Raw genomic sequence first — 14,368 nt, 5'->3', positions numbered from 1 at the left:
TCACGGTCGGCGTTTGCCCGCGCCGCCAGCAGGTTTGGCGGCCGGCTTGCGTGCGCTCGCCGCCGGCTTGCCGGCGGGTTTGCTGCGCGGCTTCTGCACGCTGAACGGGCTACCGCTGAGAACGCTCGCGCCTTTCCCCGCGGTCGCAGCGCGCTGGCCCGCAGGCTTGTGTTTGCCTTCGCCACCTTGCGGCCGCGGCTTTTTGCCGGACGCCGGCATGGCGCTCGGCGCGGCCTGCGGCACTTTGGGCTTCTTCGGCTTCTTGGGTTTCTTGATGATCTGGCCGGTCGAGCTGGTTTCCGGCACGCGGTGTTCGGCTTCAAAACCCGGCTCTTCCTCGCGGCGCAGCGTCTGCCGGATCAGCGCTTCGATCGCGGCCAGTTGCGGCGCTTCGTCGGCACACACGAGGGACACCGCCACACCGCTCGCACCCGCGCGGCCCGTACGGCCGATACGGTGCACATAGTCTTGCGCGACGATCGGCAGATCGACGTTGATCACGAGCGGCAGGTCGTCGATATCCAGACCGCGCGCAGCCACGTCGGTCGCGACCAGCATCTGTACTTCGCCCGTCTTGAAGCGCTCCAGCGCACGCAGGCGCGCCGGTTGCGGCTTGTCGCCGTGAATCGTATCGACGGCATAGCCCGCGTCATTCAGCATGGCCGCCAGGTAATCCACGCCGGCGCGCGTCTTGACGAACACCAGTGCGTGCTCCCAGTTGTTCTCGGCCACGAGATGCATGAAGAGTTCAGGCTTGTTCCGCTTGTCCACCGGCACGACCCACTGCTTGATCTTGCTGGCCGTGGCATTGGGCGGGCTGACGCTGATATTGACGGGGTTGCGCAGAATGCTCGCCGCCATCGCGCGGATGTCGTCGGTGAACGTCGCGGAGAACAGCAGCGTCTGGCGCTGAGCGGGCAACGCGGCAAACACGGCGTTGAGTTCGCGCGCGAAGCCGAGATCGAGCATGCGGTCGGCTTCGTCGAGCACCAGCGTCTGCACCTGATCGAACTGCACGGCGTTCTGGCGATTGAGATCGAGCAAACGGCCAGGCGTGGCAACGAGCAAGTCGACGCCCTTGCGCAGCTTCATCATCTGCGGGTTGATGCTCACGCCGCCGTAGGCGGCGAGGAATCGCAGGTCGAGGCCTTTGCCGTATTCGACGAAGCTCTGCAGCACTTGTTCGGCCAGTTCACGCGTGGGCACCAGCACGAGAACGCGCGCGCGGTTGCTCGATACGGCCGGGCCGTGTTGCACCAGCCGTTGCAGCAGCGGCAGCGCAAAGCCGGCGGTCTTGCCGGTGCCGGTCTGGGCGGCGGCCATCACGTCGTTGCCACTCAGGACAACGGGAATCGCCTTGGCCTGCACCGGCGTAGGTGTCTGGTAATTGAGGTTCTGCAGATTGCGCAGCAACGGCTCGATCAGGCCAAGCGAGGCAAAAGACATGGAGGTGTTCCGGGCTGAAAACCGCAATTCTAGCGGGTAGCGGTGGGGTTGGGCCGTGAGTGGCGACCCGACGCGCCTACCGGCTACGCAACGCATCAGCCAGCGCGTCGCCCGCAGCCAGAATGTGCGCGGACAGGGCCGCGCATGCTGCGTCCACATCGCCGTCGCGTATCGCCCGGACGATGTTTCGATGCTCGTCGTTCGAGCGGCCCTGCCAGTCGAGTTGCTGCCACGTCGCGTACAGATGCCGTGAGCTGGTCCGATGCATGTCGTCGATTGCGTCGAGGAGGCGCGGCATTCCGCATCGCGCCGCCAAAGCGCGATGAAACCGCTGGTTCAGTGTGCCGAGCACGGCTACGCCGTGCGCCGCCGACTCCTGGTCGAGGATCGCATCGAGTTCCTCCAGCGCCCCCGCGTCGAGCGCGGGGATCGCCTCCCGCAGCGCGAGCGACTCGAAAGCGGCGCGCATCTTGGCCATTTCGAGTACGTCGGATGGCTCGAGCGGCGCCGCCCGCACGCCTCGTCGCGGTTCTACCACTGCCAACCCCTGCGCTTCCAGCCGTCTGAACGCCTCGCGTACCGGCACATGACTCGCGCCGAATTCGGCGGCGATGTGGTCCTGACGCAGCCACTCCCCCGGCGCAATGACGCCCGAGATGATGCGGTCCGCCAATGCGGCGGCGATCCGATCGGCCAGCGACGGTTCTCCCTTGACTTCCTGATTCATTCCGACCACCATTTATCTATTATCTATTAAATTGTAACAACACCGGAGCTGCGATGCGCCACAATCGTCCTGCCCGTCTCCAGCACATCGCCGGCATCGGCGTCGATCGCATGGGCTCGATCGCCGATCACGCCGACGTCGATCTATTGCGACTGGAAAATCTCGATACCGACATCCCGCCCACTATAGAGGCGCTCGCCTTCACCCGAGCGGCAATCGAGCGGGATTCGGCGAACTCCTATTTGCCGTTCGTCGGTCAGGATCGGCTGCGCGCGAGCGCTGCCGCCCATGTGTCGGCGCTTTCGGGGCAGCGCTTTACGGCCGACCAGGTGGTGATTTCGGCGGGCGGACTCTCCGGCATTCTGAATACGCTGCTCGCCACCGTCGAGATCGGCGACGAAGTCATCGTCACCGATCCGACGTACGCGGGGCTGCTCAATCGCATCCGCCTTGCGGGCGGCGTGCCCCGGCAAGTACCGTTCGACTTCACGCCGGGCGGCGAATGGAAGCTGGACCAGGCCGCGCTGCGGGCGGCAATCGGTCCGAACACGCGGGCCATGCTGCTGATGTCTCCGTCGATGCCTTCGGGCGGTTGCTTCGATGCGTCCGACTGGCGGCTGATCGCAAGGCTGTGTGTGCAGAACGATCTGCTGCTGATCCTCGACAGTGCGATGGAACGGCTGCTCTTCGATGGACGAACGGTCATCCATCCCGCGAGCCTGCCCGACATGGCCGAGCGTACGATCACGGTCGGTGCAGCGTCGAAGGAGCTTCGGATGATTGGCTGGCGGGTAGGCTGGATCGTCGCGCCGGAATGGCTGATTCCCGATCTCGTCGCAGTGTCGCTCGCCAATGTCGTGGTGCCGGTCGGCATTGCCCAGGAAGCCGCGGCGGTCGCGCTCGAGCATTCCGCATCCGATCTGCCTGGCTATGTAGGCGAACTCGAGCGGCGCCGCGACACGATCGCCGCCGAACTGTCGGGGCTGCCGTTCGGCATGCCGGCGGGCGGCTGGTCGATGCTGCTGCGCGTGTCCGACTTCGGCCTGACCGGAGCGCAGATGTCGGAACGGTTGCTGAGCCGCGGCGTATGTGCGACGGCGATGACCGGATGGGGCGTCGCACACGGCGAGCAGTACGTCCGGTTCGTGTTCTCGAACGAACCGGTCGAGCGGTTGCGCACGCTCGGAGACAGGGTGCGCTTCGCGCTGGACCGCGCATGACGGTCGCCCGCGAATTGTGCCGCCGCAAACATGCCTGTCCGGATCGACTGCATCAGCCTGGCTGCTGGAGAGGCGGCGGTTCTTCTTGTTCCAGGGCTCGCCCGTCAGCGTGATGGACGAGTCGATTACCGCCCAGCGACTTGGCGCGATACAACGCGAGGTCGGCTGACGCTAGCAGATCGGTAAGCGAAGCCGTATCGCGCCCGAATTCCGCCAGACCAATGCTGACGGTCGCGTAAATTGGCGCACCGTTGGCGTTGTGCGACAGCGTTGCAAACCGTTCTGCAACGCCATCGCCGACCTTTTTTGCGCTGTGGCTGTCGTGCCCGGGCAGCAGCGCCGCAAATTCTTCCCCGCCGATGCGCGCGAGAATCGCCTCCGCATCCGTAGCGGCTCGAACGGTTTCCGCGAACGACTTCAACACCTCGTCACCGGTCTTGTGCCCGTAGCGGTCGTTGATTCTCTTGAAGTGGTCGAGATCGAACGCAAGCAGCGTGACGGGGCGCCGATGCAGCGCGCAGTCGTTGATCGCCCGCTCGCCCTCTTCGAAAAACAGCTTCCGATTACCCACGCGCGTCAAATAATCCGTACGAGACTCCCGCAGCAACTCGCCATGAACTTCTTCCCGGGTGAGCCGAAGCAACGTCATCGGCAAAACCACCGAATAGAGCACGCCTTCGTACATGGTGATTTCGCTGGCAACCGCCAGCACGTGCGCGCCAAAGATCGGAGCAAGCCACGGCAGGACGAACGCCCTCGCGGCGTAAAACATCGCGTGGATACCCGTCACCGCGACCGCGACGCGGCGAGATTGAACCGACGGCATTCCGTCGTTTCGCATCAGCTCGAAGGCCGTCATGGCCGAAACGAGCGCGATCGGGAACGCACTGGCATAAAGCCATACGACAGCCTGCCAGCGCGAGCCGCCTACCATCCACGTCATCCCCATCAAGACCAGCAACCCGATGGAACCCGCGACATGCCGCCGGCCGTTGAACATGGCCACCGCGTGCAGAACGATCAGATAACCGGTCAGAATCACGAGATTGCTGACAGCAGCGCCAGCGGCGCCGAGCAGTTCGTTCCGGAATGCCGCCGTCGCGCAGCCGATCCCGAGCGTCGCATACCCGGCCGCAAGCATCCGCAGTTCCTTGCCGCGCTTGGGATGAGACGTGTGCTCCCAATACATCATCGCGGAACTGGACAACAGCGTTCCGATTATCAGAAAGTAAAGGGTTGCTAAATCGACTCTCATCGCCGGTGTCAGAGCGCGTCCTCGCCACGACGAGGGAAAGGTTCAGGATGAACTGAGATAACGGCAAATTCTGCGAATCCTTGAGAAAGGGCAACGGCGTGGCCCGTGCTCCCAAGCAGAACCCGCGGGTCGGGTGGGTTTCCGCCCCGGGTCACGCCGGAAAGAGCATCCGGCGCGAAATTCATCGCGTGTTTCCGACAGTCCGTCAGCAGAGCCGTGATTGTGCAGCACTTTCCGGCATGGAAGTCGAATAGTTGAAGTTGACCGGGCGCGGACAGCGGTGTCCGCGCGCCCGGATAATTCAATTCGCCCCGAAACGGAAGAAACGGGGACACATTGATGATCGAGGGCCGGCTTCTTCGTCGAAGCTGCGCTTCATATGTTCGAGCGATCAAGCCCGCCGCCGGTCACGGCGCCGCACTTCCTTGATTGCGGCGAGCGCTATCCCGCGAACACGCCGCGTCGCATCACGCGCCGGCCGCCCCGCTCGCCGCCACGCTGACCGACGCAGCCAGCGCCGCGATCCGCATGGCGCGCAACAGCACCGGCCGGTCGACCATCTTCCCGTCGACGGTCACCACGCCGCCGCTGGAATCACGCATCGCATCGAGAATCCGCTGCGCCCACCGGACCTCGTCCTCGCTCGGTCGGAAACACTTGTGCACGAACGCGATCTGTTTCGGATGAATGCACAGCTTCGCGCCGAATCCCAGCTGCTTGCCGTTGAACGCATCGCGCGCGATCCGCTCGCCGTCGTGAATGTCGGGCGTCACGCCATCGACCGGCGATTCGATGCCGGCCACCCGCGAAATCAACGCGAGTTGCGACCGGAAGTGATTGAGCGACACGCCGTCGTCCGGCATCCCCATGTCCGCGATGAAATCGAGCGTGCCGAACATCAGCCGCTCGACGTACGGCGCTTTCGCGATAGCGAGCGCGTTCCACACGCCGTTCGCGCTTTCGATCAGCGGATAGACGGGCACGCGCCGGCGCGCGAGCGCAATCGCGGCGCACACGTCTTCGGCACTTTCGGCCTTCGGCAGCACGATGCCGGCCACGCCCTTCAACGCGCCGAGCGCGGCGTCGGCCTCGAACCACGGCGTGTGCCGCGCGTTGATCCGCACGAGCACGGGATGCTCGGGCGAAACCCAGCGGGCGATCGCGTCGCGCGCGGCCGCTTTCGCGTCGGGTTCGACGGCATCCTCGAGATCGACGATGACCGCGTCGGCGCCGCTCGCAAGCGCCTTGTCGAACCGTTCAGGCTTGTTCCCCGGCACGAACAGGTATGACTGAGCCGGCGGCGGGCCGCCGAGGCCGCCGGACTGCGTCGTGGCGTCAGACGGCATTGACCACCTCCGGAACCAGCTCGAACAGATCGCCGACGAGGCCGTAATCGGCCACGCTGAAGATCGGTGCTTCTTCGTCCTTGTTGATCGCGACGATCACCTTCGAATCCTTCATGCCGGCCAAGTGCTGGATCGCACCCGAGATGCCCACCGCAATGTACAGCTGCGGTGCGACGATCTTGCCGGTCTGGCCCACTTGATAGTCGTTCGGCATGTAGCCTGCGTCGACTGCCGCGCGTGAAGCGCCGAGCGCTGCCTGAAGCTTGTCCGCCAGAGGTTCCAGAACCTTCGTGTAGTTTTCGCCGCTGCCCAAGCCGCGGCCGCCCGACACAATGATTTTTGCGCTGGTGAGTTCGGGGCGGTCCAGCTTCGTCACTTCACGGCTCACGAACTGCGACTTGCCTGCGTCTGCGGCCGCCTCGATCTTCTCGACCGACGCGTTGCCGCCTTCCGCTGCAACCGGATCGAAGCCCGTTGCACGCACCGTGATCACCTTGATCGGATCGCTCGACTGGACCGTCGCGATCGCGTTGCCCGCGTAGATCGGACGCTCGAACGTGTCGGCCGAATCGACCGCCGTGATGTCCGAGATCTGCGCGACGTCCAGCTTCGCGGCGATACGCGGCGCGATGTTCTTGCCGTACGCGGTCGCCGGCGCGAGGATGTGCGAGTAGTCCTTCGCGATGTTCAGCGCGGTCGCTTCGATGTTCTCTGCAAGACCGCTCGCTAGCTGCGGCGCATCGGCCAGCAGCACCTTCGACACGCCTGCGATCTTCGCTGCCGCATCGGCCGCGGCTTGCGCGTTGTGGCCTGCCACCAGCACATGGATGTCACCGCCGACGAATTTGCCAACTTCGGCCGCCGCTGCCACCGTGTTCAGCGTCGCCGCCTTGATCGACGCGTTGTCGTGTTCTGCAATCACCAGAATCGTCATTTCTTTGCGCTCCCTCTTACAGCACCTTGGCTTCGGTCTTCAGCTTCTCGACCAGCGTCTTCACGTCCGGCACCTTCACGCCGGCCGCGCGCTTCGGAGGCTCGACCACCTTCAGCGTCTTCAGACGCGGCGCGACGTCCACGCCCAGGTCTTCCGGCTTCACCGTTTCCAGCGGCTTCTTCTTCGCCTTCATGATGTTCGGCAGCGTCACGTAGCGCGGCTCGTTCAGGCGCAGGTCGGTGGTCACGACTGCGGGCAGTTGAAGTGAAAGCGTTTCCGCGCCGCCGTCGACTTCCCGTGCGACCGTCACGCGGCCATCGACGACCGTGACCTTCGACGCGAACGTCGCTTGCGGCAGGCCCGCCAGCGCAGCCAGCATCTGGCCCGTCTGGTTCGAATCGTCGTCGATCGCCTGCTTGCCGAGGATCACCAGTTGCGGCTGTTCCTTGTCGACCAGCGCCTTCAGGATCTTCGCGACAGCCAGCGGCTCGACGCTGTCGTTCGACTCGACCAGGATCGCGCGATCCGCACCGATCGCCAGCGCCGTACGCAGCGTTTCCTGCGCTTGCGCCACGCCCACCGATACCGCGATCACTTCCGTTGCCACGCCCGCTTCCTTCAACCGCACGGCTTCTTCCACCGCGATCTCATCGAACGGATTCATCGACATCTTCACGTTCGCGATGTCCACACCCATGTTGTCCGACTTCACGCGGACCTTCACGTTGTAATCGACCACTCTCTTCACTGCGACCACGATCTTCACGCGCTGCTCCTCCATAGAGTCGTTGGCATCTTCCAATATCGCGAGCCATTACACGCGCAATCCGGTGCGGCGACAACTATCGATTGACTCTGCCGGTCATAGCCCAAACCTATTGGGCGCACCTTTTTCGAGCGCCAGATGCAACACGGCCCGGAGGATCCGGGCCGTGTCGTCGATCAGCGCTGCGCTGCCAGTGTTTCTGTAATCGCGAGGAATCGCGCGATATCGTCCGGCGAATGACAATGCAGCGGCGATATCCGCACCGCGCCGCCGAGCCCGAACGATTTCAGCATCCGGCCCGAATACAGGCTCGACGCAACCCGCTCGTACACGATCACGCCATTCTTCTCGTATTCGCGCACGGCCTGCGTCGGTTCCAGATGCGCGAAGCCGATCCCGACGATCAGGTCGCGCTTCGTCAGGTCGTCGTGATCCCAGTAGACGTCGACGCCGTCGATCGCCCGCAGCCCGCGGCGCCCATCGCAACCGTCCAGCAACGCGGCCAGCAGCGCGCGTTCATGCAGTTCGATCCGCTCCATGCCCTCGACGAACAGCGCGCGGCGATCGTCCGAGTCGCGGAAATACCGGCCGATCCACGTGACGTAATCGACGATCGACGTGACGACCGCGAACTGCGCGGGCGCCGGGCTGCCGAGTTCCCAGACGCCGTTCTCCTTCGCGGCGAGCCGATGATGCGGCAACGCCGCCGCGCGCGGCGACAGCCACGAAATACCCGAGCCGCGGCACCCGAAGAACTTGTACGGCGCGAAATTGATCGCGTCGACCGGCGTGCGCCGCAGGTCGATGACGCCGTGCGGCGCATGCTGGACCGCGTCGACGACGATGAAGAGGTCCGGCTTCTTCTGCCGCGCACGCGCGACGATGGTCTCGATATCGAACTTCGCGCCGGAGATATTCGACGCAACCATCACGCTGAGCAGCGCGGTATCGGCGTCGACCAGCGACACGATCGCGTCGACGTCCACGCCGCCGGTCACCGGATCGCTCGGCGCGATGCGCAGCGTCTTGCCGGTGCGTTCCGCGTAGACCGTCATCGCGTCGTAGGACGACGGATGCTCGAGCACGGTCGTCACCGCGTTGGTGCCCGGCACGTTCTCCATGATCGCGCGCACCATGTCGAACATCGCGCCCGACGCCGTCAGCGACGCGAACACGGTGCCGACGTCGGCGTTCAGGATGGTCCGGACGTCGGCCTCGCCGCGCGCCTGGATCGCCTGCAGGTCGAGCGCACGTTCGTGAATGCGCTCGGGGCAATCGGGCAGCGCATCGATCCTTGCGTACGCATCGACCGCGTCCTTCAGCCGGAACGACCCGCCGGCATTGTCGAAGAACAGGCGCTCGCGTCCGTCGAGATCGTGATCGACGTGATGGAAGCGCGACTTGATCTGCTGCATCAACGCTTCGGGGAAAAGTGCTCCACGGGTACTGCTCATCTTCGATGCTCCTTTTTGCTTCGGAATACTGTGCGATGCATGCAGGGCGGCGTTCATCCGCGCAGCGATTCGACGTACGCGCGGCCCTTCTCAGCGTCGTACTGGCCTTCCCATTTCGCGATGACGAGCGGCGCGAGCGCATTGCCGACGACGTTCAGCGCGGTGCGGCCCATGTCCATGATCCGGTCGACGCCGGCGATGAATGCGAGCCCTTCGAGCGGCAGCCCGGCGCTGGCGAGCGTCGCGAGCATGATCACGAACATGAAGCCCGGCACGCCGGCCGCGCCCTTCGACGTGACGACCATGGTCAGCGTCAGCAGGATCTGCTGCTGCCAGTCGAGGTGCACGCCATAGAGCTGCGCGACGAACAGCGTGCCGATGCCGAGATAGATCGACGCGCCGTCGAGGTTGAACGTGTAGCCGGTCGGCACGACGAACGTCGTGATGCTCTTCGGCACGCCGTAGTCCTCCATCTTCTTCATCAGCTGCGGCAGCACGGTCGCCGAGCTGCAGGTCGAGAACGCGATGATGAGCTCGCCCTTGATCACGCGCAGCAGCGTGACGACGCGAAAGCCGAACAGCCGCGCGGTCACGCCGAGCACCGCGATCGCGAACAGCAGGATCGCGAAATAAGTCACGGCGACGAGTTTCAGCAGCGGCAGCAGCGATCCGAAACCGAAGCTCGCGACGGTCACCGCGATGAGCGCACACACGCCGACGGGTGCATAGCGCATCACCATGTTCGTCACCTTGAACATCGCGTCGGCCACACCCTTGAGCATCGCGAGTACCGGCTTGCGGTGTTCTTCCGGCACGGTTTGCAGCCCGAGCCCGAACAGCAGCGAGAAGAAGATCACCGGCAGCAGGTCGCCCTTGGCCATCGACGCGACGATGTTGTCCGGAATGATGCCGAGCACCAGCGCCATCAGCCCGTGATGACCTTGCTGTACCTGTTGCGTGGCCTGCTGGAAACGGGAAATGTCGGTGTGCCCGAGTTGCGACATGTCGGTGCCGACGCCGGGCTGCAGCACGTTGCCGATCACGAGCCCGAGGACGATCGCGATCGTCGTGACCACCTCGAAGTAGAGCAGCGTCTTGATGCCGATGCGGCCGAGCGACTTGCCGTCGCCGACGCCCGCGATGCCGATCACCATGCTCGTGAACACGATCGGCACGACGATCATCCGCACCAGCTTGATGAAGATGTCGCCGGCCGGCTGCAGCAGTCCGGACACGGCCGTGTCGCGCAACTGAGGAAACCGGTTCAGCACGAGCCCGGTGGCGATGCCGATAACGAGGCCGATGACGATCTGCCACGCGAGACCGACGCGTGGCTTGCGTGCCGCGCCGGCGACGGGCGGGGAGTCGATGACGGTGTCCATGCAATCTCCAGGAAATGGGGGCGATTGAACGCTGCGTGCGATGCGGCGCGTTTTCTGAGGAACGCACTCGCCGGGCGACGCAACGAGAGCACCTTAAACAGCCGAAATATGTAAAAAAAGCGATTTTTTGACATGAGAACATATCGCTTTTCTTCATCTATCGAGTGAAACGCGATGCTCACGTTCAAGCAGATGGAAGCGCTGTACTGGATCGTGCAGCTCGGCTCGTTCGACGCGGCCGCGACGCGCCTCAATACGACGCAGTCGGCCGTGTCGAAACGGATCCAGGAACTCGAACGCGCGTTCGACCTGACCGTGTTCGACCGCGCGCACCGCAGCGCGCGGCTCACCGACAAGGGCGCCGAGCTGTTCGATCACGCGAAGGCATTGCTCGAGCAGCGCGATCGCGTGGTCGAGCGGATGAGTTCGAAGGAAGCGCTGGTGCGGCACGTGCGGATCGGCGTGACCGAGCTGACCGCGTTGACGTGGCTGCCGCGCCTGATCGCGGCGATCCAGGCCGCGTATCCGCGCGTGCAGGTCGAGGCCGAGGTCGACTTGACCGCAACGCTGCGCGACCGGCTCGCGGCCGACACGATCGATCTGATCGTGGTCCCACAGATTCATCCGACGGATTCGTTTACGGCGACGGTGGTCGGCGAGGTCGACAACGCGTGGATGTGCGCGGCCGGATTCATGCCGAAGTCCCGGGCCGCCGTGTCGTTGACGGACCTCGCGCGGTTTCCGCTGATCCTGCAGGGAAACCTGTCGGGCACCGGGCACCTGTACACGCGCTTTCTGCAGGAACACGGCGTCGCGACTCAGCGCGTGCTGTCGAGCAACAGCCTGCTCGCGCAGATCGGCCTGACGCTGTCGGGCCTGGGCATCAGCTATCTGCCGAAGGCGTGCGTCGCGCACCTCGTCGCTTGCGACGCGCTCGAGATCGTGCGCACGCAGCCGGCACTGCCGCCGGTGCGCTACGTCGCGCTGCATCGCGGCGAACGCGCGCATTCGCTGACCGCCGAGATCGTCCGGCTCGCGGCGCAGGCGTGCGATTTCAGCACGAGCCTGCTGGATCCCCGCGCGCATGATCAGGGCGGCAGCGGCCCGGCACGCCCATGACGCGATGCGCCCGCATCCGCCGCACCGCCGCACGCGGTCAGATCTTCAGCGTCGTCGACAGATGTTTGAATACGGTCGACACCCGCAGCAGATGCCGCGACTCCCGCGCGTGGCGCGGCACGTTGAAACCGCAACGCAACATCGTCGGTCGGTTCGCGCAGGACATGGGCAACGAGCGCAGCGCTGTTACCGCAATGCAGGGGCCGTCGGCCACGCGTCATGCTGCTCCGCACCAATCGGTATCCGGTTGCGCCGGCGTGCACGCACGAAGCGCCACCGGCGCAATCGCGGTCGCCCGATCGGCCGAAACACAGCGCTAGCGCAAACCCGAATCCGGTTGCACTGTTCATCGCGATTCTGGTCCTGTATCGTCCTTCCATTCCCGCTTGCGAAACCGCTGCATGGGAGGCTCACGATGCGAAAGAAGAATGCTGCAGCCGTCTGGATCCTGATCGCGATGGTGGCAGGCATCGCGATCGGCTACATGGTCTTCACGAGCTTTCCGGACAAGAAGGCCGCCGCCGAAGTCGCCGGGTACATCTCGCTCGTCTCCGACGTGTTCCTGCGCCTGATCAAGATGGTGATCGGGCCGCTCGTCTTCTCCACGCTGGTCGTCGGCATCGCGCACATGGGCGACGCGGCATCGGTCGGACGCGTGTTCGCCAAATCGATCACGTGGTTCGTCACCGCGTCGCTGGTCTCGTTGCTGCTCGGGCTGCTGATGGCGAACCTGCTGCGGCCCGGTGACAATCTGGGCTTGCCGCTGCCCGACATCGGCGCCTCCGCGAACCTCGCGACCTCCAAGTTCACGCTGAAGGATTTCGTCGGCCACATGGTGCCGAGATCGTTCGCCGAGGCGATGAGCAATAACGAAATCCTGCAGATCGTCGTGTTCTCGATGTTCTTCGGCGTCGCGCTGTCGGCGCTCGGCGAGCGCGGCAAGATCCTGATCGCCGCGATCGACCAGCTGTCGCACGTGATGCTCAAGATCACCGGCTACGTGATGAAGCTCGCGCCGCTCGCGGTGATGGCCGCGATGGCCGCCACCGTCGCGGTCAACGGGCTGTCGGTACTGCTGAAGTTCGCGGTGTTCATGGGCGACTTCTACCTGAGCCTGTTCCTGCTGTGGGGCGCGCTCGTCGCCGCCGGCTTCGCGTTCCTCGGCCGTCGCGTGTTCAAGCTGCTCGCGCTGATCAAGGAAGCGTTCATGCTGTCGTTCGCGACCGCAAGCTCCGAAGCCGCGTACCCGAAGATCCTCGACGCGCTCGACCGCTTCGGCGTGCTGCGCAAGATCTCGAGCTTCGTGATGCCGATGGGCTATTCGTTCAACCTCGACGGCTCGATGATGTATTGCACGTTCGCGTCGCTGTTCATCGCGCAGGCGTACAACGTGCACCTGTCGCTCGGCACGCAGATCACGATGCTGCTCGTGCTGATGCTCACGTCGAAGGGGATGGCCGGCGTGCCGCGTGCGTCGCTCGTCGTGATCGCGGCCACGCTGCACCAGTTCGGGCTGCCGGAGGCCGGGCTGCTGCTGATTCTCGGCGTCGACACGTTCCTCGACATGGGCCGCTCGGCCACCAATGCGGTGGGCAATTCGATCGCGAGCGCGGTGGTCGCGAAATGGGAAGGCCAGCTTCTGTCGGAAGCGGAAGCCGAAGCCAACGCGGCGCGCATCGAAGCGGAACAGGAAGCGACGATCGCGCATCCGACGCAAGCCTGACGGAGGCCCCGCGATGAAGATGCAGCGATTCTGGCGTGCGCTCGCGCTCGCGGGCCTGCTTGCCACGGGCGCGACCGCACACGCGGAAGATGCGCCGTCGACGCTGCCGCGCGTCGAGCCGTTCGCGCCGGCCCAACTGACCGGCACGCTCGCGAAGGTGCGCGCCAGCGGCACGATCGCGCTCGGCTATCGCGACGCGTCGATCCCGTTCTCGTACCTGAACGCGCGCAACGAGCCGATCGGCTATTCGATCGAGCTGTGCAAGGCGCTCGTGTCGTCGATCGAGGACGCGATCAACCGGAGCCTGACGATCCGCTGGGTGCCGGTCACGTCCGACAACCGCATCGACGCGGTGGTCAGCGGGAAGGTCGATCTGGAATGCGGCTCCACGACGAGCAACCTCGAGCGCCAGAAACGCGTGGCGTTCTCGCCGATCTTCTTCGTGGCCGGCACGAAGGTGATGGTGAAACGCGGCGCGCCGATCCGCTCGTTCCGCGATCTCGCGGGCAAGAAAGTCGCGGTGACGGCCGGTACGACCAACGAGAAGGCGCTGCGCGACCTGAACGACCGGTTCCGGCTCGGGATCCAGCTCCAGGTGGTGCCGGACCATGCGCAGGGCTTCGCGCTCGTCGCGAACGGCGGCGCCGACGCGTTCGCGACGGACGACGTGCTGCTGTACGGCCTGATCGCCGAGAATGCGAGCAAGGGCGGCCAGTACGACGTGGTGGGCGATTTTCTGTCCTACGACCCGTACGGCATCATGTTCCGCAAGGACGATCCGCAGCTCGCGCAGGTCGTGAAAAGCACATTCCAGGAACTGGCCGCCGACGGCGAGATCGCGCGTCAGTACAAGCGCTGGTTCATGCGCCCGCTTCCGTCTGGCGTGAGTCTGAATCTGCCGATGAGCGCGCACCTGGAGACCATCATCGAGACGATCGGCGTGAAGGGAGAATGAGTGCGGCGACATCGTTGACATGAACGACGCAACAAGCGCGG

Annotated in this window: 13 protein-coding genes; 4 read left to right on the top strand and 9 right to left on the bottom strand. The window is 64.8% G+C overall.

Annotated features, from left to right (window positions below):
* Complete coding sequence (locus O1Q03_RS16970; RefSeq protein WP_269505006.1) at positions 1-1,446, bottom strand: DEAD/DEAH box helicase; 1,446 nt, start codon at positions 1,444-1,446, stop codon at positions 1-3.
* Between the two features lie 76 nt (positions 1,447-1,522).
* Complete coding sequence (locus O1Q03_RS16965) at positions 1,523-2,173, bottom strand: GntR family transcriptional regulator (protein ID WP_269504880.1); 651 nt, start codon at positions 2,171-2,173, stop codon at positions 1,523-1,525.
* 53 nt (positions 2,174-2,226) lie between these two features.
* On the opposite strand from O1Q03_RS16965, the gene O1Q03_RS16960 reads away from it, so the two are divergent.
* Positions 2,227-3,393 (top strand): pyridoxal phosphate-dependent aminotransferase, encoded by a 1,167-nt coding sequence (locus O1Q03_RS16960; RefSeq protein ID WP_269504878.1) that lies wholly within the window; start codon positions 2,227-2,229, stop codon positions 3,391-3,393.
* Positions 3,394-3,445: 52 nt separating this feature from the next.
* Here O1Q03_RS16960 and O1Q03_RS16955 read toward each other — a convergent pair whose 3' ends face one another.
* The 6 genes from O1Q03_RS16955 to gltP all read right to left on the bottom strand — a co-directional run bounded on the left by O1Q03_RS16955 (position 3,446) and on the right by gltP (position 10,530).
* Positions 3,446-4,648: a GGDEF domain-containing protein gene (locus O1Q03_RS16955; protein ID WP_269504877.1), complete on the bottom strand. Its 1,203-nt coding sequence runs from the start codon at positions 4,646-4,648 to the stop codon at positions 3,446-3,448.
* Between the two features lie 467 nt (positions 4,649-5,115).
* Entirely contained in the window at positions 5,116-5,994 is an 879-nt protein-coding gene (locus O1Q03_RS16950) for an HpcH/HpaI aldolase/citrate lyase family protein (protein ID WP_269504876.1), read from the bottom strand.
* Entirely contained in the window at positions 5,984-6,928 is a 945-nt protein-coding gene (locus O1Q03_RS16945) for an electron transfer flavoprotein subunit alpha/FixB family protein (RefSeq protein ID WP_269504875.1), read from the bottom strand. Before O1Q03_RS16945 ends, O1Q03_RS16950 begins: the two co-directional genes overlap by 11 nt.
* 16 nt (positions 6,929-6,944) lie before the next feature.
* The gene (locus O1Q03_RS16940) at positions 6,945-7,694 is read right to left on the bottom strand and encodes an electron transfer flavoprotein subunit beta/FixA family protein (protein ID WP_269504874.1); all 750 of its coding nucleotides are present in this window, start codon (positions 7,692-7,694) and stop codon (positions 6,945-6,947) included.
* Between the two features lie 176 nt (positions 7,695-7,870).
* A complete protein-coding gene (locus tag O1Q03_RS16935) occupies positions 7,871-9,148 on the bottom strand; it encodes an aminotransferase class V-fold PLP-dependent enzyme (protein WP_269504873.1) in 1,278 nt (425 codons plus the stop codon).
* Positions 9,149-9,201: 53 nt separating this feature from the next.
* On the bottom strand, positions 9,202-10,530 hold the full coding sequence (gltP, locus tag O1Q03_RS16930) for a glutamate/aspartate:proton symporter GltP (protein ID WP_269504871.1): 1,329 nt from the start codon (positions 10,528-10,530) through the stop codon (positions 9,202-9,204).
* 174 nt (positions 10,531-10,704) lie between these two features.
* Here gltP and O1Q03_RS16925 point away from each other — a divergent pair, with 174 nt between their 5' ends.
* Positions 10,705-11,649: a LysR family transcriptional regulator gene (locus tag O1Q03_RS16925; RefSeq protein ID WP_269504869.1), complete on the top strand. Its 945-nt coding sequence runs from the start codon at positions 10,705-10,707 to the stop codon at positions 11,647-11,649.
* Positions 11,650-11,686: 37 nt separating this feature from the next.
* On the opposite strand, the gene O1Q03_RS16920 is transcribed toward O1Q03_RS16925, so the two are convergent.
* Positions 11,687-11,863: a hypothetical protein gene (locus O1Q03_RS16920; protein ID WP_269504868.1), complete on the bottom strand. Its 177-nt coding sequence runs from the start codon at positions 11,861-11,863 to the stop codon at positions 11,687-11,689.
* Positions 11,864-12,064: 201 nt separating this feature from the next.
* Here O1Q03_RS16920 and O1Q03_RS16915 point away from each other — a divergent pair, with 201 nt between their 5' ends.
* Positions 12,065-13,372: a dicarboxylate/amino acid:cation symporter gene (locus O1Q03_RS16915; RefSeq protein ID WP_269504866.1), complete on the top strand. Its 1,308-nt coding sequence runs from the start codon at positions 12,065-12,067 to the stop codon at positions 13,370-13,372.
* A 13-nt stretch (positions 13,373-13,385) separates the two neighbouring features.
* Complete coding sequence (locus O1Q03_RS16910) at positions 13,386-14,327, top strand: amino acid ABC transporter substrate-binding protein (protein WP_269504864.1); 942 nt, start codon at positions 13,386-13,388, stop codon at positions 14,325-14,327.
* Positions 14,328-14,368 lie beyond the last annotated feature (41 nt).

Source organism: Burkholderia sp. IMCC1007, from assembly GCF_027257875.1.
Lineage (GTDB): Bacteria > Pseudomonadota > Gammaproteobacteria > Burkholderiales > Burkholderiaceae > Burkholderia.
This window is presented reverse-complemented; position numbering and strand designations above follow the sequence as displayed.